At 45.3% G+C, this 23,901-nt stretch carries 18 protein-coding genes and 1 riboswitch; of the genes, 8 read left to right on the forward strand and 10 right to left on the reverse strand.

What is annotated here, in order from left to right; all coding sequences use genetic code 11:
• Positions 1 to 106: 106 nt before the first annotated feature.
• The gene (locus OH460_RS17060; RefSeq protein ID WP_269998929.1) at positions 107 to 1,453 is read right to left on the reverse strand and encodes a DUF4397 domain-containing protein; all 1,347 of its coding nucleotides are present in this window, start codon (positions 1,451 to 1,453) and stop codon (positions 107 to 109) included.
• Positions 1,454 to 2,039: 586 nt separating this feature from the next.
• Here OH460_RS17060 and OH460_RS17065 point away from each other — a divergent pair.
• The 4 genes from OH460_RS17065 (at position 2,040) to OH460_RS17080 (ending at position 5,958) form a co-directional block, all read left to right on the forward strand.
• Complete coding sequence (locus tag OH460_RS17065) at positions 2,040 to 2,837, forward strand: nucleoside-specific channel-forming Tsx family protein (RefSeq protein ID WP_269998931.1); 798 nt, start codon at positions 2,040 to 2,042, stop codon at positions 2,835 to 2,837.
• A gap of 110 nt (positions 2,838 to 2,947) precedes the next feature.
• Complete coding sequence (gene panE, locus OH460_RS17070; protein WP_269998933.1) at positions 2,948 to 3,868, forward strand: 2-dehydropantoate 2-reductase; 921 nt, start codon at positions 2,948 to 2,950, stop codon at positions 3,866 to 3,868.
• A 59-nt stretch (positions 3,869 to 3,927) separates the two neighbouring features.
• Positions 3,928 to 5,139 (forward strand): cysteine desulfurase CsdA, encoded by a 1,212-nt coding sequence (csdA, locus tag OH460_RS17075; RefSeq protein ID WP_269998935.1) that lies wholly within the window; start codon positions 3,928 to 3,930, stop codon positions 5,137 to 5,139.
• Between the two features lie 339 nt (positions 5,140 to 5,478).
• The gene (locus OH460_RS17080; protein ID WP_008223059.1) at positions 5,479 to 5,958 is read left to right on the forward strand and encodes a porin; all 480 of its coding nucleotides are present in this window, start codon (positions 5,479 to 5,481) and stop codon (positions 5,956 to 5,958) included.
• Positions 5,959 to 6,111: 153 nt separating this feature from the next.
• Here OH460_RS17080 and csdE read toward each other — a convergent pair whose 3' ends face one another.
• The 4 genes from csdE to OH460_RS17100 form a co-directional block, all read right to left on the reverse strand.
• Positions 6,112 to 6,540 carry a cysteine desulfurase sulfur acceptor subunit CsdE gene (gene csdE / locus OH460_RS17085; RefSeq protein WP_269998959.1) on the reverse strand — a complete coding sequence of 143 codons (429 nt, stop codon included), beginning with the start codon at positions 6,538 to 6,540 and terminating at the stop codon, positions 6,112 to 6,114.
• Positions 6,541 to 6,581: 41 nt separating this feature from the next.
• Positions 6,582 to 7,391, reverse strand: a complete 810-nt coding sequence (gene tcdA / locus OH460_RS17090) for a tRNA cyclic N6-threonylcarbamoyladenosine(37) synthase TcdA (RefSeq protein ID WP_269998960.1) — start codon at positions 7,389 to 7,391, stop codon at positions 6,582 to 6,584.
• A 113-nt stretch (positions 7,392 to 7,504) separates the two neighbouring features.
• Positions 7,505 to 8,617, reverse strand: coding sequence for a murein transglycosylase A (gene mltA / locus OH460_RS17095; protein ID WP_061033239.1), 1,113 nt, complete (start codon positions 8,615 to 8,617; stop codon positions 7,505 to 7,507).
• Positions 8,618 to 8,698: 81 nt separating this feature from the next.
• The gene (locus OH460_RS17100) at positions 8,699 to 9,172 is read right to left on the reverse strand and encodes a DUF2850 domain-containing protein (protein WP_269999008.1); all 474 of its coding nucleotides are present in this window, start codon (positions 9,170 to 9,172) and stop codon (positions 8,699 to 8,701) included.
• A 160-nt stretch (positions 9,173 to 9,332) separates the two neighbouring features.
• Here OH460_RS17100 and argA point away from each other — a divergent pair, with 160 nt between their 5' ends.
• Entirely contained in the window at positions 9,333 to 10,670 is a 1,338-nt protein-coding gene (argA, locus tag OH460_RS17105; protein ID WP_269998961.1) for an amino-acid N-acetyltransferase, read from the forward strand.
• 293 nt (positions 10,671 to 10,963) lie between these two features.
• Positions 10,964 to 11,155, forward strand: coding sequence for a hypothetical protein (locus OH460_RS17110; protein ID WP_269998962.1), 192 nt, complete (start codon positions 10,964 to 10,966; stop codon positions 11,153 to 11,155).
• Between the two features lie 80 nt (positions 11,156 to 11,235).
• Here the strand turns inward: OH460_RS17110 and recD are convergent, their stop codons facing one another.
• The 5 genes from recD to OH460_RS17135 form a co-directional block, all read right to left on the reverse strand.
• Entirely contained in the window at positions 11,236 to 13,446 is a 2,211-nt protein-coding gene (gene recD / locus OH460_RS17115) for an exodeoxyribonuclease V subunit alpha (RefSeq protein WP_269998963.1), read from the reverse strand.
• A complete protein-coding gene (gene recB / locus OH460_RS17120) occupies positions 13,446 to 17,120 on the reverse strand; it encodes an exodeoxyribonuclease V subunit beta (protein WP_269998964.1) in 3,675 nt (1,224 codons plus the stop codon). The genes recD and recB overlap by 1 nt, the downstream gene beginning before the upstream one ends.
• Positions 17,121 to 17,361: 241 nt before the next feature.
• Positions 17,362 to 17,523, reverse strand: coding sequence for a hypothetical protein (locus OH460_RS17125; protein ID WP_269999012.1), 162 nt, complete (start codon positions 17,521 to 17,523; stop codon positions 17,362 to 17,364).
• Between the two features lie 6 nt (positions 17,524 to 17,529).
• Positions 17,530 to 21,006 (reverse strand): exodeoxyribonuclease V subunit gamma, encoded by a 3,477-nt coding sequence (gene recC, locus OH460_RS17130; RefSeq protein WP_269998965.1) that lies wholly within the window; start codon positions 21,004 to 21,006, stop codon positions 17,530 to 17,532.
• Between the two features lie 127 nt (positions 21,007 to 21,133).
• A complete protein-coding gene (locus tag OH460_RS17135) occupies positions 21,134 to 22,084 on the reverse strand; it encodes a TDT family transporter (RefSeq protein WP_004737597.1) in 951 nt (316 codons plus the stop codon).
• 205 nt (positions 22,085 to 22,289) lie between these two features.
• Here OH460_RS17135 and OH460_RS17140 point away from each other — a divergent pair, with 205 nt between their 5' ends.
• Together OH460_RS17140 and OH460_RS17145 are read left to right on the forward strand one after the other, a co-directional pair.
• Entirely contained in the window at positions 22,290 to 23,186 is an 897-nt protein-coding gene (locus OH460_RS17140; RefSeq protein ID WP_019823882.1) for a LysR family transcriptional regulator, read from the forward strand.
• An 88-nt stretch (positions 23,187 to 23,274) separates the two neighbouring features.
• Positions 23,275 to 23,568, forward strand: coding sequence for a YebG family protein (locus OH460_RS17145; protein ID WP_008223840.1), 294 nt, complete (start codon positions 23,275 to 23,277; stop codon positions 23,566 to 23,568).
• 154 nt (positions 23,569 to 23,722) lie between these two features.
• Positions 23,723 to 23,806: riboswitch (Fluoride riboswitch) on the forward strand.
• The last annotated feature ends 95 nt before the right edge of the window (positions 23,807 to 23,901 follow it).

Genomic DNA, 23,901 nt, shown 5'->3' on the forward strand with positions numbered 1-23,901 from the left:
CTGTTTGGGGAGTGTCAACCTTATTTAGGACGGGTCAAAAACAGAATAGAAAGAGGGTAGCATCAAGCTACCCTCTTTTACTTTGTAGCAATTGATTTCGTACGCGCTAGTCAGTTGTGTCACTCACAATAAGATTGAAGCCTGAGCCAGTCGAGTCATCTATCGCCACGACTTGATATACAACACCATCAGCTAAAGTAGCAGGCGTAGAATCAATAGCCACCACCGAAGGTTGGCCCGCAACGGTAATCGTCACAAAGTAAGAGCCTGCTGCCACATAGATACCATTAGCATAGTCTTTAAACTTCACATTACTCAGTGCTGGCGTACTTCCAGCGATGCCTACATTTTCTGTTAAGTAGATGTCCACAGATGCAGCAATTGGGTTAGCAGCAGCGTGAGTAATATTTAACACTGCACTGGTCGCCACCGGACGACGGTTTTCAGGAACTACCAAAGGCTCTAGATTCAGCGGTGTTACGGTCCCTACCGCATAAATGCTGTAATCCATACCCGCAAATACAGCTAGACCATCGACATCGATAAATGTTGGAGACGTTGTTCCCGTTTCGTAAATATCAATGTCATAACTATCTGCAGCTAAATCTAAGAAGCCACGAATCTCTTTAAACATTAAGCCATCAAGAGGTGCAAACTTAGCCGCGTTAACGTAAACATCGACATCAGGCGCTCCATCAACTAAATGCCCTACTCTTACTTCTGCGGTTTCAGCCATGTCATAGATTAACGAAGATCCACTACCGTCCATAACCATTAACTTCACAGGTGAGGCGCTATTCGAATCAGCTCTTGGCACAGCGGCAATCGTCAATTCGCTACCTGCGGGTAAAGTAATCTCCCCTGAGTCGAATGCGATAGCATTACCACTGACCGTTTCCAGTCTCACACGGTATTGCCCTGCAGGGATATTTAGAACATCGGTGAAATCTTTGTACGCTAAGGTCCCCAGTGGTGCACCTAGTGGATCAGTCGGTCCTGTCACATACAGATTTACATCGCCAACACCCGTCGCAGCGTGAACTACTTGTACGTCTAGGGTCGAACTCGTTGCGGTCCCTTCAGCAGGACGAGTCACTACTAAGGCCTCCACGGGGTTGTTCGAACCATCAGCGTCACCAACGACCATAACCGTATAATCCAAATCACCGCTCAAGTCGAATTGGCTTTGTGGGATAACAGTAGCCACTGCATCACCGGGGAGTTGTACATCGACTTGGACAGATGTTTGACCTTGATTGACCGCCGCATAACCAGAGGCTTGCGCATAATCCACACCGCTCCAACGAGCTTGGTTGTCAATTAATACGTTCGCTAGTGGAGCATCAGGAGATGCATGGACAGCTTGAAGTTGCGTTGTGGGTTCGTCATCATCGTCACACCCAACAATGAACAGTGCTGAAATCGCTACAGCGAGTAGTGGTGAATATTTCATCGGTCTCTCTCCAAAATTTAGACCGGTTCGTCACACAAAAGATACGCTCAGTAAAAATCTTAAAACACACTCTCTCTGTGTTTCGTGCAGGGAACCGTTTTATTATTCTCGATGCTCTGAGCAAAACCAAAAATTTTGAAGACTGCTGCTCGTCACACCGATTGTTCATCAATTGATTCCACCACCATTACGAAGTTGATTAAAAATAGATCAAAGGGACGAGCCAACCGTGGAGAGATTTAGTCGTTTTAGGAGGTAAAATTACATAGAAAGGAATACTGTTGATTTTGATATGCATATCACTCTATTTAGTATAATCGTTTGCTTAGAGCGGTTATTCACCAATTTATCTACAAAACAATCTAATTTCACAAAACCAATAGAATAAGAGGTGCATCAAGATGCATTGCCACGTTAAAGTTCCATCATTTAGATCGTTAGTGTGATCGATCTCACTTTAATAATTGCAGTTTTCACTCTGTCTCACTTTTATTTGAGAACAAAATCGCTATTATGCTCGGCATTCGGACATCATAAACACGCACGGATTAGCGGGTTACTTATTTCAAACATAGAGAGTTCCATTATGCGTAAATCACTTTTAACTCTTGGCCTACTTGCAGCAACTTCTGCTCCAGTAATGGCAGCAGATTATTCTGACGGCGACATCCACAAGAACGATTACAAATGGCTTCAATTCAACCTTATGGGTGCTATTGATGAGCTTCCAGGTGAGTCAACTCATGATTACCTAGAAATGGAATTCGGCGGCCGCTCTGGAATCTTCGATCTGTACGGTTACGTTGACGTATTCAACCTAACATCAGACAAAGGTAGTGACAAAGCTGACGCAGACTCAAAAATCTTTATGAAGTTTGCTCCACGTATGTCTCTAGATGGCCTAACTGGTAAAGATCTTTCTTTCGGTCCAGTTCAAGAGCTTTACGTTGCTACTCTTATGGAGTGGGACGGATCAAACGGTGGTGTAAACACTCAGAAAGTTGGTCTTGGTTCTGATGTAATGGTTCCTTGGTTCGGTAAAATGGGTCTAAACCTTTACGGAACATACGATTCAAACAAGAAAGACTGGAACGGTTACCAAGTTTCGGCTAACTGGTTTAAACCATTCTACTTCTTTGAGAACGGCTCATTCATCTCTTACCAAGGTTACATCGACTACCAATTTGGTATGGATGATGATAACAAAGCACTAAACACTTCGAATGGCGGTGCTATGTTCAATGGTCTTTACTGGCACTCAGATCGTTTCGCTGTTGGTTACGGTCTAAAAGGCTACAAAGATGTTTACGGTCTTAAAGACGACGGTCTAGCTGGTAAAACTACTGGCTTCGGTCACTACGTTGCAGTAACTTACAAGTTCTAATCGAACTTCTAAGAAAGTTTCCAAAATGGCACCCTCGGGTGCCATTTTTTATTGCTTTCATTTAATGCCTCGCTATCCTTGCAGCATCATTTTCTTATCTCGGTATTGCTGTGAACATCACTATTGTTGGACCTGGAGCAATTGGCTCTTTATGGGCAATAAAACTACTTCAAGCTGGTCACAATGTCTCTTTGTGGAGCCGCTCCCCTGAAACCTCAATTGACCTATCACTTGATGAGCAAACTTCACTTCACTTCAGTAACAACAATATCAAAAAGCTATCAGCGAGTGACTTAGTGATTTTCACGATCAAGGCTTGGCAAGTAAAAGAAGCCACCACTCCGTTACTTCAACATCTCGACCCTGATACCATTCTTATGTTCATGCACAACGGAATGGGAGCAGTAGATGAGATAGCCACTCAGATTGATGCTCACCCGATAATATTGGCAACCACCACCCAAGCAGCATTCAAACCTGATCGTAATAGTGTATCTCACACTGGACTTGGCCAAACTCAACTGGGTGCTTTTAACCTCAATGGACAACAGTGCACTTTTTTAGTTGATGTATTGGATAATGCTCTCCCGGCTGTGAGTTGGAACCCACAAATAAAAATCGCGCTTTGGACTAAACTCGCCATCAACTGTGCTATCAACCCACTGACTGGGTTAGAGCAAGTCAAGAATGGCGAACTTGCAGACCAAAAGTTTGGAAATACTTTAATCGCTATCGTTGAAGAGCTCACAAAAGTTATGCAGGCAGAAGGTATTGATTGTTCGATCGAAGAGTTAGAAGCGAGCGTCAACAAGGTTATTCACGCCACAGCACAGAACAACTCTTCAATGAAGCAAGATATGCTTTATCAAAGAAAGACTGAGATCGACTTCATCACTGGACACCTGATAAAAACAGCAAATAAGCATCAGATAGAAGTTCCCGTTAACCAAAAGCTGTTCGATCAGGTCAAAGAACAAGAAAGTAGCTGGAAGAAACAAGATTATCCTGCGCCAATCAATAAGTCGCGATAAAATAATGATACCGCTTAGCATTACGCTGGCACCAATTTCCAAGATTTAGGTAAGAATAGATGCTTGATATCAATCACATCCGAGAGCAGTTTCCTGCGCTATCCCAAACCATCAATCAACAACCATTGATTTACTTAGACAGCGCGGCAACCACACAAAAACCTCAGGTAGTTATTGATGCCATTAGCCAATATTACTCCAAACAAAATGCCAATGTTCACCGTGGTAGCCATAGTTTAACCGCGCACGCCACCAGCCAATTTGAAGCCGCTAGAGACAAGGTCGCTCAGTTTATTGGCGCAACCTCATCGAAAGAGATTATCTGGACTCGCGGTGCCACCGAAGCACTCAACCTTATCGCTCAAACCTACGCTAGAAGTACCCTCCAACCAGGCGATGAAATCCTGGTAAGCGAAATGGAGCACCACGCCAACATTGTCCCTTGGCAAATTGTGGCAGAACAAACCGGTGCTAAGGTCATCAAAATCCCAATGACATCTGACTGTGAATTCGACCTTGCTGCTTTTGATGCACTGTTGACTGAACGAACCAAGATCGTAGCTCTGGCTCAGATAACCAATGTGACGGGTTCTCGCCAACCGATTGAGCAAGTTATCGAAAAGGCACATGAGATGAATGCTGTGGTTGTCGTCGATGGCGCACAAGGCATTGTCCATGAACCTGTGGATGTTGCCACTTTGGGCGCAGATTTCTACGTATTCTCAGGACACAAACTCTACGCCCCTGCAGGGATTGGTGTGCTTTACGGCAAACTTGAATTGCTCGAAGCAATGCCGCCGTGGCATGGCGGTGGCAAAATGGTTGAACGGGTCTCTTTTTCTGGCACCACGTTTTCTGAACTGCCTGGTAAGTTCGAAGCAGGCACACCAAACGTAGCAGGTGCCATCGCTTTAAGTTCAGCAATCGAGTGGTTACATCAGTTCGAACAACAAGGCGTGGAAGATCATATCCACCAGCTACAACACAAAACTTACCAAGCACTCAGTCAATTGGACGACATCCAAATACTCGGTTATAAGCCCAATTCGAGCGTAATTACTTTTGTGATGGATGGCGTTCACCATCAAGATATTGCGACCTTACTCGACCAACAAGGTATTGCCGTTCGTGCTGGTCATCACTGTGCACACCCATTAATGGATGCACTCAAAGTAAAAGGAACTGTGCGAATTTCATTTGGCATATACAACAACTTAGATGATGTAGACAAACTGATCGCGGCAATAGAAAAAGCTGTCGATATGCTCTAAAACCCCACCAAAGATCTTAATGTCTGGTTCAATGACCTCGAACCAGACTCCCCCTCCTCAAAAATAGTTCCTTTTTTAGCATTAATTTAATAACAAATAACCTATTGATAAGTAGTAACTTTATATTTTCTTTATATGTCACTTATCTGTTTTTATTGATTTCTAAGACTTCATTGATGCGTCATTTCTGAAAAAAACGACAATGCACCCCGTTCTCGTTTAATCACCGATACCACGTTAAAGATCGTGACTGAATAGCGAGAATCACCATTTATCAAGGGTGACCTGAAGCTGACGGAATAGCACTTTACACATTAATTTTTAGATAGAGACAACACAATGAAACTTAAAACAATCGTTCTTCCTCTAGTAATGCTAACTGCCGCTCAACAAGCTTCAGCTGACCCATACATTGGTGCAAGCTACTTATACTCAGAGTATCAAGTAGAGAGTGAAAACGTGGACATGACCGATCAAAATAGCGGTTACAACTTATACTTGGGTTACGCATTTAATGACCTGCTTTCTATCGAAGCTGGTTACGCAGATTTTGTTGATACGAACAAAGACTTCGAGCACCTATACTCAAATGCATGGTTAACAAGTGCAAAAGTTTCTTTGCCAATCACAATCTTTGATATTTATGGCCGTGCTGGTATCGGTCACTTTGAAAGTAACCTAGGTGACAGCAACGATGTTTACTACGGTGTGGGTGCGGGTGTGAAGATTGGTCCTGCTCGTGTTGCTCTTGAATACACAATGTACGAAGCAAAACTTATCGAGAACGGTTACGCAATTAGCGCTGAATTCCACTTCTAATTCTTCTCTCGACGTATTCAGTTATCCGTTAAAACAAAAAACGGTGCCATTGGGCACCGTTTCTTTTCAATACTGTCGCTTGCTTATCTGTACTAAGAAGTTGTTAAACGAACAAGCTCTCAAACAGAAAGGAGTTCTCAAACAAATAGACGCTTAAGCGGAGAGATTCTTGATCTGCTCAACAATCGCTTTAAGTCCGTTTCCTCTGGAAGGGCTCAAATGCGTAATCAAGCCAATCTCGTCGAAATAGCCATCAATGTCGAACGCTTGAACTTGCTCTGATGTTTTACCATCATATGCCGCCATTACTAACGCAATAAGTCCGCGCACAATACGTGCGTCTGAATCTGCACAAAAATACCACACACCGTCGATATTCTGCGAAACTAACCACACTTGACTCTCACAACCAGATACCACAACCTGATCACTTTTCAGTTCATCAGGCATTACTGGCAGTTTCTTACCCCATTGAATCACTTGACGATAACGGTCTTCCCAACCGCTGAAAGTCTGCATTTTTGCGACAATATCATCACTAGTAATTTCTTTGCCAAATGGAGAGATCGGGAATGACATCATTTTTATATCCAGTAAATTCTTAGTCAGCGAACAGTAACGAGTTACTTACTGTGCTTTTGAATGAGCTTTTCTACTATGCGCGAAACAGCAACAAAGCCAAACGTCGCAGTTACTACCGTTGCAGCGCCAAAACCTGTCGCGCAATCCATTCGTTTTGGACCTTCGGCTGTTGCTTTCGCAGCACATACACTGCCATCCGCTTGAGGATATTTAAGCTGCTCAGTCGAGAATACACAATCGATGCCAAACTTACGCGCAGGATTCTTAGGGAAGTTATGATGACGACGCAGCGTATCTTTCAGTTTCTTCGCCAATGGATCTTGAATCGTTTTAGTCAAATCGGCCACTTTAATTTGCGTTGGGTCGATTTGACCACCCGCGCCACCAGTGGTGATCACTTTGATTTTATTACTGCGGCAATACGCCAATAACGAAGCTTTAGCCTTCATGCTATCTATCGCATCCAGCACAAAATCGAACTCTTTCGACAGGTATTCAGCCTGGTTATCAGGACCAATAAAGTCGTCAATCAGATTAACTTTACACTCAGGGTTAATCAGCTTAACACGCTCGGCCATCACTTCGATTTTGCTCTTACCTACCGTGCCCGACATTGCGTGAATCTGACGGTTGATGTTCGTCACACACACATCATCCATATCGATCAATGTCAGCTCACCCACGCCAGTACGCGCAAGCGCTTCAACCGCCCATGAACCAACGCCACCAATACCGATCACACACACATGTGCCGCTCTAAGTATGTCGACTTCACTATTACCATACAGGCGACGAGTGCCACCGAATCGTTGGTCATAGTTTTCTGAAGCTGGAGTGGTCAATTCACGCATTGTTGCCGCCAATTTATTTCTGAGAAAAAGAAAAGAGTGCGTTTTATACGCACTCTTGAATAAAAAGTCTAGGGGATTAGCGATTCGCTTTCAATGCCCTATTTTATTGTCGTTTACTCGACCTTCTCAGGTGGTAAAGCCCACGGCGCTTCAGTCGCACTGCCATCTAAGCCCAATTTCCACACTCGACCAAAATGTTTGTAGTGACCCGCTTCAGTACCGGCGCGTGGTCCCATACCGTGGTAAAGATCCAAGTGGTTTTGCTTAACCGCACCGCCCGTATCTAAAACCAGTAACAGTCTTAATTGGTGTGCTCCGCTCCAAGTACCGTCGGCATTTAACAGTGGTACTTCTGCAAGAATCGGCGTTCCCATTGGTAAGATAGAGCGATCACCTGCGACTGCAGCCATTGGTAATAGAGGAATTCCTGCGCTGCCCATTACCGATAGATCATCTCTTGCTTCAAAGAAAACGAAAGATGGGTTTTGTTCTAACAGCTCTTTAACGACTTCAGGGTCATTCGCCAATACCCACTCTTTGATCGCTTTCAATGACATCTTCTCGCGGGGAACCAAGTCTCGCTCGATCAACACACGACCAATGCTCACGTAAGCTTTGTTGTTTTTGCCTGCGTAAGCAAAATACTGCAAGGTATCATCATCACCAAAATGCACGAAGCCGCTGCCTTGTACTTCCATCATGAACGGGTCGATACGGTTGGCAGCGTAGCCAAGTTCAAGACCTTGACCTTCTAATGCGCCATTGTAGATCTCTTCACGAGTTGGACACTCTTTATCGCACTCTGGCAGACCATACACCGGGTAACGGTACTCTTCATTCGCTTCATGGCGCAGTTCCATTACTGGAGAGAAATAACCGGTGAAAAGCACATTGCCCTGCTTATCTCCGCCACCAAGTTGAGCTGTTTGAACACCAAAGTTTGCGAGTTCACTTGGGTCACCACTGAGCATCGCCCACTCATTAAGTTGCTTGTATAGCGGCTCGTAGATTTTAGCCATCGAAGGAGATTTAGACACCACCATTTCAGCTTGCTCAGCAAATGCGGTGTAGTCTCTTGGTTTATTGGATTCAACCTGATCGACCTTGTTTAAGGTGCGAGGAAATTCATCATCAAGGTGTTGTTGAGCTAGATCGGTGGGTTGAGCACAGCCAAATAAGACAGAGGCAGCGACAAGGGGAAGCCATTTTTTAATCACAAGAGTCATCCTAAAAATTCTATGCATCGAGGATGACAAAAACGGTCCGATAACACAATCTTAGTTTGTAAGAGTTTACAAGAAGATAACCTATCGAACTGAGTGATCGATATGACCTTTAAGGCGAAATACTGGGTTGTAATGGCTCTCTGAATCCAGCGTCATTTCTGTGTTGTCAGAATTGGTCATACGGAAGCGGTACGTCTGCTCTCCCGCTTTGTACTCAAAGTAGTTGCCATCGAATTCAAAACTGGTCGCGATAATCGATCCGGCAACAGACACTCCATTGGCATTCAACACAAACTCATCCGTCGCATAATGAGCCACATCTTGCTCAATCCAAGTGCCATACAACAAATGATTTGACGTTGCTGCATCTTGTAGCCGTGTGATGACATCACCAAATAGCGATACGACAGCAAACGAACCAACCAGAGCCAATACCATCAGGCAACGCTCTATGATCTTACGCTTCAATGGAGATTGGTTACGCTGCTCAGCCTCACTGTAAAGGCCTTTGGTTATCTCATCGATTTTATTCTTTTGTGCTGAAGCTTGTGGCATTCGGTTACTACTCATGAAGATGCTGTGCGCATTCTACACTGAGACACTTTATATAATGAAGCTTAGATGAGAATAGTTTGCGCTTTATTCCAAAAAGGTGTTGTTTAAACTTGAATTTAAATGCTAAATTATCGAATAAATAAACAAATGGACTTGTTCTGTGAAATTAAGAAGTACAGCACTAGTAAAAGGTTTCAGACAATCAACCCCTTACGTAAATGCTCACCGTGGCAAAACCATGGTCATTATGTTAGGAGGCGAAGCCGTTGCCGATAAGAACTTTGGTAACATAATTAGTGATATCGCCCTACTCCACAGCCTTGGAGTAAAGATCGTTCTCGTTCACGGGGCAAGACCACAGATCAACCAATTGCTCGCCAAGCAAGATTGCCATACGCCTTATCACAAGAATATTAGGGTCACTGATGAATATTCTTTGGGCGTCGCTATGCAGGCTGCTGGACAGCTTCAACTAGCCATCACCGCACGCCTTTCAATGAGCTTAAACAACACGCCAATGGCTGGCACTCAACTCAACGTGATGAGTGGCAACTTCATTACGGCACAGCCGCTAGGGGTTGATGATGGCACCGACTATTGCCATAGCGGACGTATTCGTCGAATCGATATAGAAGGAATTAATCGCACGCTCGACCAAGGTTCTATCGTGTTGCTTGGCCCTATTGCGAGCTCCGTTACTGGCGAAAGCTTTAACCTACTCTCTGAAGAGGTCGCAACCCAAGTAGCAATTCGTTTAAAAGCCGACAAGCTTATTGGCTTTTGCTCTGAACAAGGGGTGACAGATCAAAACGGCAATGTGCTCGCCGAGCTCTTTCCTAAAGATGCTAAACAGATTCTTGCACGCTTAACCGAAGATCAGAATCCAGTTGAAGACATGAGCACCGGAACCATGCGCTTCCTAAAAGGGGCAATTTCCGCTTGTCGTGCAGGCGTACCTCGTTGCCACTTAATCAGCTACAAAGTGGATGGCGCCCTGATCCAAGAGCTGTTCTCTTTCGATGGTATTGGAACCCAAGTAGTGATGGCGAGCGCCGAGCAAGTAAGACAAGCTCAGATCGACGACATTGGCGGCATCTTTGACCTTATTCGCCCTCTTGAAGAACAAGGCATCTTAGTGCGCCGCTCTAGAGAACAGCTAGAGCAAGAGATCCACCGATTTACCATTATTGAAAAAGATGGGTTGATTATCGGTTGCGCAGCGCTTTACGCATACCTGGAAGATCATATGGCGGAGATGGCTTGTGTGGCTATTCATCCTGATTACCGTGATGGCAACCGCGGGCAAATATTACTGGACTACATGCGTCATCAATCGAAGTCTCGTGAGATCGACCAAATTTTCGTTTTAACCACACATAGCCTGCATTGGTTCCGTGAACAAGGGTTTTACGAGATCGGAGTTGATGAGCTACCGATGGAAAAACAGGGGCTGTACAACTATCAACGTAACTCAAAAATCTTAGCGTTAAATGTGTAAATAAAGTTTTGGACCAAAATCTCACTTCAAAGGAAAAATAATTGCAAATGTAATCGTTTTCTATATGAGATTTATTAGGTATGCACTTTAACTCACAAACAAAATTGTTTAGAATTTGGTCGCTTTAACAAAATAACAAATGTTTTTATTGGAATGACCACATCGACCGCCCTATGACACAAATCATTTGAGCGCATCAAAGTGGTTACTGCACGGATTGCTATACCCGTTAATGATCAGTAGGCGATTGATGTCTGGTCGTTGATATAAACAGCAAAAAGAGCAACATTGATATGAGAACCATTGTTTGTAACTCGCTGCAAAGTTTTTGGGATATGGCTGATAACCAATTCTTAGAAGGGCTAGACGTACACTGCGTGTTCCCTGTTAGCGAGAATCTAAAAGAGTTTATTTTGAATTACCAAGCAAAATACAAGATAAACCACATATCGTTTACTCGAGCGTTTTTAAGCAAAGAGCCTTAATAACGTTCAAAGCAACCAGGGATGGTTGCTTTGTGTTTATCTAGCTCTAAGTGCAAGCCCTTCTCTAGCGTCCATAACAATTAATTCGTTAAGCGACTGCCTAAACCACTCACTCGCTCTGTTTTCACCTTAATCCCACGCTTCAACACATTTGTATCGCTGAACATCATCAGTCGTTTCTTCGCACGTGTAATACCGGTATAGATAAGCTCCCGCGTTAAAATAGGGCTGAAATCTGGCGGCAAGATCATTAAGGTCAGATCAAACTCACTACCTTGAGATTTATGTATCGTCATTGCATAAGCCGTTTCATGATCGGGCACTCGACTTGGTAGCACCGCTTTTACACTACCATCAGGCAACTCAAAATAGACCTTCAAACGAGGGGTTAAGTCAGGTTGACTAGAATCCGCCTCAAGCATACAGATACCAATATCACCATTATACAAACCCAAGCCATGATCATTTCGAGTCACCATGACAGGTCGCCCGTGATACCACAGCTCATCATTATGAGGGCTCACCAAACGTCTTGCGGCCAGTGCTCTTTCAATTCTATGGTTGAGACCTTTAACACCAAAGTCCCCTTCACGAATAGAACACAACAGTCGGCATTGGCTGAACAAATCGAGTACCGATTTCGCTCTCGCTTCTTGAGTTTCTAACTCTTCCAACGGCACATTCATTCTATTGAGGTACGCACCATACTCGTTAACCAAAGTACGCAGCATCAAGTTATAGCTGTCACTCGACAGAGGATGGTTCTCAATATCGCCAAATCCTTTAGCAAACACTTGGTCGACTTGATTCGCAGACCCGTTGTTAATTGCTTTTGCCAACTGCCCGATACCTGAACGAGCATCGAAACGATAACTCTTCTGCAGCATACACAGACTATCCGCAATCGCCGGAGGATTAACGGCTCCCGCTTTTGCTTGTGGTGTCTTAGCTATCGCATCAAAGCCTGTCATCTCTGCAATCAAATTGCCTTGCGCACTGCTGTACCCTTCAGAGTTGAATGAACAGATATCACCGAGCACAGCACCTGCCTCTACTGAAGCGAGTTGGTCTTTATCACCCAACAAGATAAGCCTTGCGTGCTCCGGAAGTGCATCCACCAGCTTATACATCATCGACAGATCAACCATCGAAGCTTCATCCACTACCAAGATATCTAGGTGGAGTGGATTGCGTCGGTTATGTCTAAACTCAGCACGGTTAGGAATCGCGCCGAGTAATCTGTGTAACGTACTGGATTCCGTTGGTATGTTGGCTTTCACTTCAGGCGCTAATGGCAGCTGTTCAATTGCTTTACCGATCGACTCGGTTAAACGCGCCGCCGCTTTACCTGTAGGTGCCACCAGTTTAATTGTTGGCATTTTACCTTGGCTGAGCGATTGCTCGACCATAGCCGACAATAACTTGGTTACCGTGGTCGTTTTACCGGTACCCGGACCACCAGAAATCACCGCAAAACGACGACTCAGCGCCACCGCGGCTGCCACTTTTTGCCAGTTCAAACATACCGATAACGGCACCAGACCGTCCAACACATCTAAGTCTGTCACTTGCTTAGCTTGCACAATCGCTTGGTCGATTGCGCCCCAATTCAAAGATTGCTCATCGACAATATCAAGATGATCACACACCAACTGTTGGCGCAGTACCTGAGACGTCTGCTGATTTGTTTCAGCCTTGGCTAAGGCGTTAAACAGAAAGTGATAACTACGTGTGAAAAGCTGGTTGAGTGTTTCCGTCAGCGCCTTTTTCTGTTCAATATTGAACTCTACCGGCTTACTTAAACGATTTAAGGTGTCAGCCAGCACAACCTCATAGTTCCAGTAACGCTGTAAGTAGACGCGCTGTCCATCAAACATCAGAGGCTTAACACAGTCATTAGTTGCGCCAACGAGGTTAGATGATTGCAAAACAGTCACCCAATCAATACCTAATAGCTTTTGATTCAATTGCAGCGCCGTTTCACCGTACAACCCAAGTAACTGGGCTATATCTGCCGTTTGTGCAGGGCCTATCGTATGCTGCTGTATAAGCTGAGTACAAATGTGTCCTTTGCCTAATTCATGGCTCACTACCCCAGCGAGAAAGCCGATCTCTTGAGAGTAGCTCGTGGCTTGCTGAGCAATAAAACGGGCAAACTGATAATCCAACTGACGAATCGAACCCTTATCTGCAAGAAACTTGAGTACATCCATAAGTTGCTCAGGAATAAGTGAAACTGGCTTCGTTGTGTTCGCTGTTTCTATGCTGGTATTAGTGGTCGTTGTTGTCATTATAAAAGCCCCATCTGTCCAGTTTCATTGTCATTCAATTGTGCTGAACGTCTGTCTATCACTTTACCGTCAATCAATTGATCCATTTCATCAAGTAACGTCAGTGTTGGTTTCGCCGAGAAAATACCTTGCTGAGATTGACCGTCCATTCCTCGTAAGAACAAGTAGTACACGCCGCCAAAATGTTGTTCGTAGCTGTAATTGTCAACACGACTACGCAAAAAACGGTGCAGCGCCAATGCATAGATCTGATATTGCAGATCATAACGGTGGTCAGCCATCGCCGATTTCAATGCCTCGCCATGGTAGACGGCAACATCATCACCTAAATGATTCGATTTCCAGTCGAGTACATAGTATTTACCTTGATGCTCGAACACCAAGTCGATGAAACCTTTCAGCATACCTTGCACGGTTTGAAAACCTAGGTCGCCCGCTTTAGCCGATAACGGATCATGATATTGAATGGTTTGATTCAGTTCAGATGCAGCCAACACTTCGATCGGCAGTAGGAACTCCATCTCAACTAATCGTTGTGTTGAGTCCTTCTCACTTAGTTTTAAGTTTTTTCCATCCAACGCGGTGTTAAGAACGGTATCGACCAGTTGCTGAAGCACAGGTAGCCACTCTAATTCATATTGCTCTGATTCTAATAAGTGAGTGATTACTTGCGTGTTATGTTCACTGGTTGCTGGCTCGGTAAATTCAACCTCCTCAAACAAGGTGTGCAAGAAAGTACCTGGGCGAGCACCACGAGGGAACGTAAAGATAGAGCGTTCAGGCTCAATCAACTCAGACTCATCCTGCTCATCAGCCGAATCAATATCAAAGCCAGACACCTCAATGGTCGCGTCATGACTCGCACCGTGACTGCCTTGCTTTACAAGCCCTGAGTAACTGGTGATACGCCAAGCCCTGTCGATTGAGGCCTTTAGCTCGTTCGCATGTAAGTCTTCACTCACTTGCTCGGTTTGTACAAACACTTGATCGTGGGCGGTTGGTGTTTCGGCTAGCAGCACACTTGAGTTCTTGCCCTCAATGGCTGCAAGAGCCTGATGCAATTCGGCAATACCTTGCTCTTGACCGTTTTGAACCAAATAGCCCATCGCACTCAAATGCACGCCGGTAGGCTCTTTGGTTGAACGCCCTTTACGCAGTGGCGCCATACCAATGAAACAGCCATAAACCGCACGAGTCAGCGCTACATAAATCAAACGCAAGTCTTCCGCGAGTCGCTCTTTATCGGCTTGGGCTAAGGCACTGTCACTACCGGTAATATCCAGTACTGTGGTGTCTGAATCATGGTCGTAGAATTTACCTTCGCTCGCTTCTCGGTAACTCGCGACAAATGGGAGGAATACTAAGTCATATTCCAAACCTTTCGATTTGTGAATAGTAACGATTTGAACCAAGTTTCTCTCTGACTCAAGACGCTGAATGTCATCCTCACTGCCGCCTAAACCATTTTGAGCATCGGAAATCGCTTCTGCTAACCAACGCAACAAACCATAATCACTATCGAGTTCCTGCCTTGCTTGTTGCAGCAATTCGCCAATGTGCATTAAATCGGTAAGTGAGCGCTCACCATTTTCTTCTTCCAGTAAACGTTCCGCGAGATGTCGCTTGCTGATCACGCTACGAAGCATTGGTAGCACGCCACGCTGCAGCCACAACTTACGATATTCTCGAAATTCGTTAACCACGTTTTCCCACACCACTTCATCGTTGTTGAGTTCATCCAATGAAGCCGCATCTAGAGCAAATAACTCGGAGGCTAGACTCGCGCGCAATGCTCGGTCGTTTTCTGGTGTCAGCACCGCTTGCAGCAGGCGTTGAATATCTTGCGCAACCAAGCTGGTGAATACACTATCTCTGTTAGACAAATACACACTTGCAATGCCTTGCTCAGACAGCGCGTTCTTGATCAGACGACCTTCACTGCCAGTTCGAACCAAGACAGCAATATCACCCGCATTCACGGCATGCTGTTTTTTGCCATTATCAAAATAGGCTTGTTGATTTTGAGAAGCGGTCAGAATAGTTTGAATTTGACTCGCTGTCGCCTCAGCCATTGCCTTATGATATTCACCTTTCGGCAATGGCTTGTCTTCAGCCTCTTGCAGCCAAAAGGTCAGTGCATGTTGAGTCTGGCCATTCATCACCCATTGGCGCTTGTCAGCAGATGGACTGGCAGCAACGGGCAAAAATGGAATGTCTTGATCGTAGATAAACGGGCTATCCGAATTCATAAACACTTGGTTTACTGCGCTGACCATATCAGCACTCGAACGCCAGTTAGTCCCTAGCGTATAGTGAGCACTAACTTGGTTTCTTGCCTTAATGTAGGTAAAGATATCCGCGCCACGGAAACCGTAGATAGCCTGTTTCGGGTCACCGATCATAAACAGACCACACTGCGGGTTATCGAGGTAGATTCGGCTAAAAATACTGTATTGCAGCGGATCGGTATCTTGGAATTCATCGATCATCGCCACCGGGTATAAGGTACGGATTCTCTCCACCAGCAATGACTGCTCATCGACATCGATCGACGCAGATAACTGAGTCAGTAGATCATCAAATGATAACCACTGCTTCTGCTGTTTTGCCTTGGCTAGCATAGTTCGACAATGAGTAATCGCATGCGCTAATAACGGAGCTTTCAAGTCAGCCGGGTGATTTAAGAAATCCTCAATCGCTTCGAAAACTGCATGCTGAGGTGCGGTACCTTTCGGTGTTTTTTCGATTAACGTAGCTTGAGAGAACTTTTCTAACTTGTCTGGATATTGATAATCATGAGTGTCGCTCTGCGCCCATGCTGTCACCGCTTCTAACCATGTCGGCAGAGACTTCTTGGTGTAGCTGCGCTTGTTCACATCCGAGCCAGAGATCAAAGCCAAAAAGTCCGCTTCGGATTCACACCATAGCGCTTTAAGTTGCTTCACTTTGTCTAGGTTCTGGTTGTGCAGAGTTTGCAAATCCCCCGACATCGCATCTACCGTCAATTTCAGCGGAGATCCTGTCAGATAACGATTTACGTCTGCTAATAATGCAGCCGGTGAACTCCAGATATTACGAACCTCACCAGCCAGTTGAATAGGTAACGGGTAAAACTGCTTACGCCAGTAGTCGGCTACCACTTGCGCTTTAAGATGGCTTTCATCAGTCACAAACTCATTATCAAAGCGGCTGCCAGACTCGAAGGCATTTTGAGTCAACATACGCTGACAGAAGCCGTGAATGGTGTAGACCGCGGCTTCGTCCATTTGTCTTTCGGCATTAAGCAGTGTTTTTGCAGCGCCAGCGTGGTCTTCGATTTCTTGTAGCAAAGGAGCAATCACTGGGTCGTCACTTTGCCCGCGAGAAAACGCAATTCGCGCATCATGGATTCGAGCACGGATACGGTCACGCAGCTCTGCGGTTGCTGCTTCGGTAAAAGTCACCACCAGAATTTGATCGACAGTGAGCGGCTCGTGATGCCGGGTAGCTTCTGTAAGCTCACCTTGTGGTACTGCCGTGCCGTGTCCGAGCAGTAGGCGTAAGTACAAGCCAGCGATGGTAAATGTTTTACCTGTACCCGCCGATGCTTCAATTAAACGCGCACCATGAAGTGGAAACGTCATGGTATTGAGTGTCTGTGGAGCAATTACCTGAACACTGCTTGTGGTCGTCATGCCTTACTGCCTTCTGATAGATATGTTGTTACAAATGTGACCTAGCGTGGAAAACGTCATTCAATTTACGTCCTACGCTGATTTGTTAATAGTTAGTGCGATCTCTCTCACGGATCAATTCGGATCGCCTCGCTACTATGCGCCCACGAGTTCAGGAGCGCGTACGAGTTTTGTACTTTATGGCGTTACTTTGAACCACAGAATAATGGTCCCTCTGACCTGTGGCCGTACAGCGAACGCCCTACACTAATAATGATTTACTGGCGGCCACTTTATTTCCTGTACCTTGCTTCTCTTCGCCTTGCTTCCTTTCTCCAGGAAAGCAGACACTCCAAACGCTTACCAGCGACTCTCTTCTGTCATTCATTAATTCAGCGAACCCGCGATTGATCTTGTCGATCACTGCCACTTACTCCTGATCTTCCAGATCAGCCGCCGCCAACCTTGCCGCCTGTAACACAAGCGTTGAATACATACGCGACTCAGCAGCCAGCTCATCGTCCCATTTAGGCCAAATACGCGAGATGTAGGTATCTCGCCCCTCGCCAGTGAAAGCGAAGCTGTCATTAAAAGTATCGGCCATTTTCTTAAGTGACTTCTCTTCATCATCGACCCATTTACCACGGCTAAAACCCGCTTCAACGCCAGCCAATGCGGTTTTCGGGAAGTAAGGCAGTGGTGCTGTCATACCTTGATAGAACAGTCGTACTAACTCCGCCAACAAACTCTTCGCCTGCTGCGCATCGCCAATAGGCTGTAGCGTTTGGTGAACCACGCCTTCTTTTCTGTCATAGCCAATAATATGAGTCGTTTTGCCGTGGCCCATCACTGCACAACACAAGTGATCGATCCACGCGGCCAAGTAATCTTGAGAGCGTATTTTGCCACTACGAAAACGCACTAAACCCGATTGATAGTTTTGAGTAAGCCAGCCCATCAAACGAACCGGTTTGCCTTCGCCTAGCACGTCAAATTCAATATTTACCTCAAGATCTTGCTGTGGCTGCCCACTTACAAATCGAATCTCTTTGGCTAAGTCTTCTGCTTGAACACGGTTGGTTTCAAACTCGATATCACCAAAAGCACCAACCGGTAATCGACCTTGGGCTTTTTGCTCAGAAACAAACAAGCGAACCGCTTCATCTGCTCCTTCTGAGTGATCCAGAAGCACTTGCAGCAGCGCATCTTTAAGCTGGAAGCTTTCTAAGCCATTAAGCACGAACGGCTCGTCGTCTTCCATTACCGGAAGCGGTGGCTCAAACACGACCTTTAGGCGACGATTAAAGAAGTATTGCACTGGCAAGCGCCAGAAACGCTGTAGCTCAACCAAATCGAGTTCTAACGGATAAGTCGCACCAAGCAAATAGTCATCCAAGGCACGATTGAATTCACCACTACGCTCACCGGAACGGTTAGCTGCAGGAAGCCATTCTTTGGCGTAGCTCAATACATGACTTGCATCACCTTGTGTAAAGGCTGCCGGGCTGAACGGGGTCATGGTGTGCTCAAAGCTCATCGCTTGAGTCAGCTTGATACCAGAATCATCACTTGGTAGCGCTTGATCTGCACTTAGGCAGTAGTTCTGTTGGCAGTACTCTATCAATTCAGAAACCAACACCGACGGCACTCGCTCGGTATTATCTTGAATCGAACGGCCGACATAGCTGATGTATAAACACTCTTGTGCTGACAGCATTGCTTCTAGGAATAGATAACGGTCATCATCACGACGAGAACGATCGCCTGGACGAGTGCGCCCGTTCATTAAATCAAAACCTTCTGGTGGCATTGAGCGAGGGTAAACCCCGTCATTCATACCTAATAGACAAACGGTTTTGAACGGAATAGAACGCATCGGCATCAGGGTACAAAAGTTAACTTGTCCCGCTAAGAAACGCTGGCTAATACGCGCACCAGATAACTTATTATTGAGGTACTGGTAGATAATGCTTGGCGACAACTCTTGCTCATACAAGGCATCATCAAGCTGTTCATTCAGTTGAGAAAGCGCGTCGCGAATCGACTTAAGCACCACCTCGCCTTCTAGTTCAACGGCAAAGAAGTCATCAATCATTTGCAGCAAGGTTTCACGCCACATATCGATGGATTGCGTCTCAGCAAGGTGTTGACGGTAATGGGCAATACGATCAATAAAGTGCGCTAACTTACCAGCAAGTTCGGCGTTAATACCCTGAACTTCGTTATAAGCAGCAATTGGAGAGTGTTCAGTTTCAAACAAACCTGCGGAATCCGACATCGCATAACCCAGTAACATACGCTGGATACCAAATAGCCAAGTATTTTGCTCGGTGGCAGGCAAATCAAACTCTGTTGCCGTAGAAGAATCGACGCCCCAGCGGATACCCGCTTCTTCAACCCACTGCTTAGCTTGTTCAAATTGAAATTCATCAATACCGAAGCGTGCCATCATCGCTGGGATTTCTAATAGCTCTAGAAGTTCAGAAGCTAGACAACGCGTGTTCGGTAGCGCGACCAACTGCATGAACGCGGTCAGAATTGGGCTCTCTTGGTCTGCCGTTCTATCCGAGATCGAGTAAGGGATATAACGCTCACCCGGAGCATTACCAAATACCGCCTGAATAGCAGGGCTGTAAGCATTGATGTCTGCCACCATCACGATGATGTCGCGTGGCTTTAATGTCTGGTCAGCGTCAAACATTGCTAACAACTGATCATGAAGAACTTCAACCTCGCGCATTGGGCTGTGACAAGCGTGTACCGTCAATGAACGATCGCCCAGCTCAACCACTTGTTTATGGTTGCTGGAGTCTAAGATGTGATCGTCTTGGTGCTCTTCTAACTCAAGAATATCGGCTTGCAGTTGATGCAGCAGGCTGTCTCTCTCGACATCAATAAAGAACTCATGCTCTTCGCTGTCTGATTGAGACAGCAAGAACAGGTTATCTCTGCCCAGTTTACCCATAGACGCAAGTAAGCTATTACCGACCGCTTGGCTGGTATGCAGTTCGTCTTCAATATTGGCTTCAATGCCATCTTTTAATGGTGAGACTTCGCCTTCTAGCTGAGGTAAACCATCAACCAAAGCAAACTGCTTACGACGCTGCGCTTCCACTCTCGCCAAGTATTTACGGTCACGAATATCGCCCCAGTAATGTTGGCAAGGGTTGGTAAACATCAGGTGGACATCAATCTGCTCGCCAAGCGCTTTCAAGGCATCCATGTAGCGAGGAGGCAGTGACGAAATACCAAACACAAACAGACGTTTCGGCAGGTGTTGTAACTGGCCTTGTTGATTAGCTAACGCTTCAATGAAGTCGTGATACAAGTTACCACGGTGATATTTCGATTGGCCTTGAGAGAGCGTTTGCTCGTAGAGTGCCTTCCACAAAATCGGCTGCCAAGGGTGCTCTTGTTGCCCTTCACTATCAATCAGTTCTGCAACGGGTTCTCCCGCTTCCCACATCGCCATCCACTCAGGGCGATATACCAAGTAACCATCGAAGATATCGGCAATTTTCTCGGCTAATTGATACAACTTAGAGCCGTCTTCGTCGTTTTCAAGATAGCGCTGTAGGGGTAAGAAATCAGGGTGGTCAAGCTTCGCAGGTAGCAAACTCATTAGCTTCCACGTCATCGCTTCTTTGTTAAAAGCACTGCGTTTCGGTACGTCAGGAAGCACTTGGGTAAACATATCCCAAATGAAGGTCGCTGGAAGAGGAAAATCGATATTTGCTGCTACCCCAAACTCTTTGGCGAGTTCCATCTTAAGCCATTGAGACATACCCGGGCTCTGAACCAAGATCTGCTCTTTTTCGAAAGGATTGGCTAAAGGGTCACTTTTGATTAAGTGAACGAGAAGAATTTTTAAAGTATCAACTTTATTGGAATGGTAAACAGTAAACAAAGTGCACTCACGCTAATCTTGCCACAATATACTGCCAGATTAGCATAAGTGCTGAGTTTGGATGAGGAATATAAGCTTATGAAATACCGAAAGCTTAAGGTCCGTTTATCTTTTGAACTATTGCCCTTTACAATCTGCCCGCTACCGCACTTAAAACACGGTGAGGTTTGTAGTTCATGTAGTAACGAACAGCGACATAACCTACCACCAACGTCGCAACAATCAGCTCTAAATAAGCTAGGTTAAACACTTGGTTAATGTAATGCGCTTCAATACCTTGTGCTTGCATCCACGCAGCCAATTTAAACAAGGCTGTTGCACCAATCACAATTGGGAAGGTAAACGCTGCATAGCCAGGGCTGAATGGCAGACGAAGTAGTTTGAAAAACGCCATGTAGATAATGAACGTCATCAACACTGCAATACCAAATAACAACCCAATGATCACTGGTGAAGGGCTAGCAGTAACGGTTAAGTAACCCGCCAAAGATAGGCTTGCTGGTGCTGCCATGATCGCAATCGTTGGTTTTGCTGCATCTGGCACTTCGTGAGAGAAGATCAAACGATAAACCATCAGTGGTAGCATCACAGCGTAAACCAATAAGCCGAATACCAAAGTCGCGTTCGCTACAGGCTCTAAAACTGGATTACCCGAGAAAGATACATCTGCCACAATGATACCGATTGGCGGTACGAACCAGCTTGGCACCATATGGTGAATCTCAAAGTTTTTAGCTCTGTGGTACAAAAAGCTCACTAAGAACACAACGTGTAGAGCAACCGCTGCAAGCCACATCGCTTCTTGTAAAAATTGAGAAATCGGCGCTAAAGATGCTGACACCACCATGCTGCCCATCGCAAATGTTGGTACTACACTACCCACTACAGGGTGAGCAAGATCTTCACGCAATAAATGGCCATGAATCAAAAATTTTACAGCTAAAACAAGAAGTAATACCGCCGCGATACCCGCACTGGTCCACTGCACTAAACCAGGAGTGTGTAAAATACCTTGTGCGACTAAAACGCCATCCCAGCACCAGCCTAAACTTGCGATTGCTAGTGCTAACCCTGCCATGGGTGTTGGAGCTCCTGTTAATCTATATTTAATACGTTGAATCATGTGAGCCTCTCTTGAACTTAATTCACAAAACTTGTGAACTCATCAGCTTGTTGAAGCCATAATACGCTTGCACTTCGTTAAGTTATATCCAATTATATATAACAGGCGTTCATCAATACTGAACAACCAATTCCACCAGCAGCGTAAAAGTAGGAACCTGATGGCTAATATCTCAATCAAACAGCTCAAAGTGTTTGTCACCATTACCCAGCATTCGACACTTACCGCCGCATCGGAAGCTCTGTTTCTCTCTAAAGCCGCGGTTAGCATGGCACTCGGTGAAATGGAAAAACAGCTAGGGCACTCTCTATTTGACCGGGTCAACAACCGATTAATTCTCAATCAAGAAGGACATAAACTGCTTCCCTTGGCTGATGAGATTCTTCACCGGGCAGCAGGCATCGATGTTCTGTTCCGTGACGACCAGCCCTTAAGTGGCAATCTCAAGGTTGGTGCGAGTGACACGATCGGTAATCAGGTTGCGCCTTTTATTTTGTCTGGCTTTCGAGAAAAAACTCAGCACCAAGACCAGAGTTTGTTCATCTCAAACAGTGCCCTGATCTGTCAAAAGTTGGTTGATTATGAACTGGATATCGCGTTAATTGAAGGAAAAACACTCCATCCGGAGTTGATCTCTAGCCAGTTTAGTAGCGATGAAATGTGTATTATCGTTAGTAATCAACATCCTTTAGTGGCAAAAGACAAAATTGCGTTGCGAGATTTAGAAGACAGCCATTGGATATTGCGCGAATCCGGTTCAGGAACGCGTGAGTTTTTCCTACGAGCCGTCGCACCACGCATCGAGCATTGGTATGAGTCTTTTGAGCTCAACACCACAGAAGCAATCATCAACTCTGTTTCTGCCGGTCTTGGCTTTGCCTGTTTGTCTCGTTTAGCTGCTCAGCGAGCGATAGATTCAGGCCGAGTAAAAGCGCTTAATGTACCACTTGATATGAAACGTCGGTTCTGGATGCTGGTCCACAAAGACAAGTACCAAAGCCCGTTGCTGAAATCTTTCATGAGTTATTGTGAAGACTGGGCGACACATCAAGATTGAGGCCGCATAGTTCGGGCTCCAACTGGACTTTTAACATCAGAAACTGTATAAAAAGCCAGTAAAATTTATCAAACTTAGAGGATTAACCATGGCTGTTATCGTCAAGTACGTGGTGGAACGCAACGGAGAAGAGAAAATGACTTTTACCTCTAAAGCCGAAGCTGACGCATACGACAAAATGCTGGATATGGCTGATGAGCTTTTTGAACTGTTAGGCAAAAGCGATTTAGTTGAAGATGAAGGCAAGCAAGAAGAACTTGCAATGTACCTAGCGAAGAACAAAGAAGAAGTTCTTTACGCATTAGGTGCGAAGCGTAAGCCAGCTCCGAAAAAAGCGAAGAAGCTTGAAGCTGTTGAAGACGCAGAAGAAGATGCAGCTTAATTAGCTGAAGCTTTCTAAAAAACGCCAATGACAGCTCTAATCAGAGTCAGTCATTGGCGTTTTTTTATACTTATCGAAATATAATGATGCTTGTTTATAGTCGAAATCGCTCTAAACATTCGCTTGCACAAAAGTGTGATAAAGATCTAATCTATAGCCATCAGGTGATGGGGTTCCACCTAAGCTTTTGCTTCAACCGCCCGTTCTTTTGAACCGTGCTAATGACTCCTACAGAATCGAAAACAGGTAATACTGTTGGGTGTATCGCTACTCCTCCATTTTGAAATGGGCTGCGTCTATTAGGACCAAATCCCATTACTCCTTTGGATTATC

It is taken from the genome of Vibrio sp. Makdt, assembly GCF_027587015.1.
Taxonomy (GTDB): domain Bacteria; phylum Pseudomonadota; class Gammaproteobacteria; order Enterobacterales; family Vibrionaceae; genus Vibrio; species Vibrio chagasii_B.

What these genes read in the sequence shown, in the direction of transcription:
- OH460_RS17065 (WP_269998931.1), top strand. Translation starts at nt 2,040, where the DNA reads ATGCGTAAATCACTTTTAACTCTTGGCCTACTTGCAGCAACTTCTGCT.
- mltA (WP_061033239.1), bottom strand. Translation starts at nt 8,617, where the DNA reads ATGACTCTTGTGATTAAAAAATGGCTTCCCCTTGTCGCTGCCTCTGTC.
- OH460_RS17100 (WP_269999008.1), bottom strand. Translation starts at nt 9,172, where the DNA reads ATGCCACAAGCTTCAGCACAAAAGAATAAAATCGATGAGATAACCAAA.
- recD (WP_269998963.1), bottom strand. Translation starts at nt 13,446, where the DNA reads ATGACAACAACGACCACTAATACCAGCATAGAAACAGCGAACACAACG.
- OH460_RS17135 (WP_004737597.1), bottom strand. Translation starts at nt 22,084, where the DNA reads ATGGCAGGGTTAGCACTAGCAATCGCAAGTTTAGGCTGGTGCTGGGAT.
- tcdA (WP_269998960.1), bottom strand. Translation starts at nt 7,391, where the DNA reads ATGCGTGAATTGACCACTCCAGCTTCAGAAAACTATGACCAACGATTC.
- OH460_RS17140 (WP_019823882.1), top strand. Translation starts at nt 22,290, where the DNA reads ATGGCTAATATCTCAATCAAACAGCTCAAAGTGTTTGTCACCATTACC.
- csdE (WP_269998959.1), bottom strand. Translation starts at nt 6,540, where the DNA reads ATGATGTCATTCCCGATCTCTCCATTTGGCAAAGAAATTACTAGTGAT.
- OH460_RS17080 (WP_008223059.1), top strand. Translation starts at nt 5,479, where the DNA reads ATGAAACTTAAAACAATCGTTCTTCCTCTAGTAATGCTAACTGCCGCT.
- csdA (WP_269998935.1), top strand. Translation starts at nt 3,928, where the DNA reads ATGCTTGATATCAATCACATCCGAGAGCAGTTTCCTGCGCTATCCCAA.
- OH460_RS17145 (WP_008223840.1), top strand. Translation starts at nt 23,275, where the DNA reads ATGGCTGTTATCGTCAAGTACGTGGTGGAACGCAACGGAGAAGAGAAA.
- recB (WP_269998964.1), bottom strand. Translation starts at nt 17,120, where the DNA reads ATGACGACCACAAGCAGTGTTCAGGTAATTGCTCCACAGACACTCAAT.
- OH460_RS17060 (WP_269998929.1), bottom strand. Translation starts at nt 1,453, where the DNA reads ATGAAATATTCACCACTACTCGCTGTAGCGATTTCAGCACTGTTCATT.
- OH460_RS17110 (WP_269998962.1), top strand. Translation starts at nt 10,964, where the DNA reads ATGAGAACCATTGTTTGTAACTCGCTGCAAAGTTTTTGGGATATGGCT.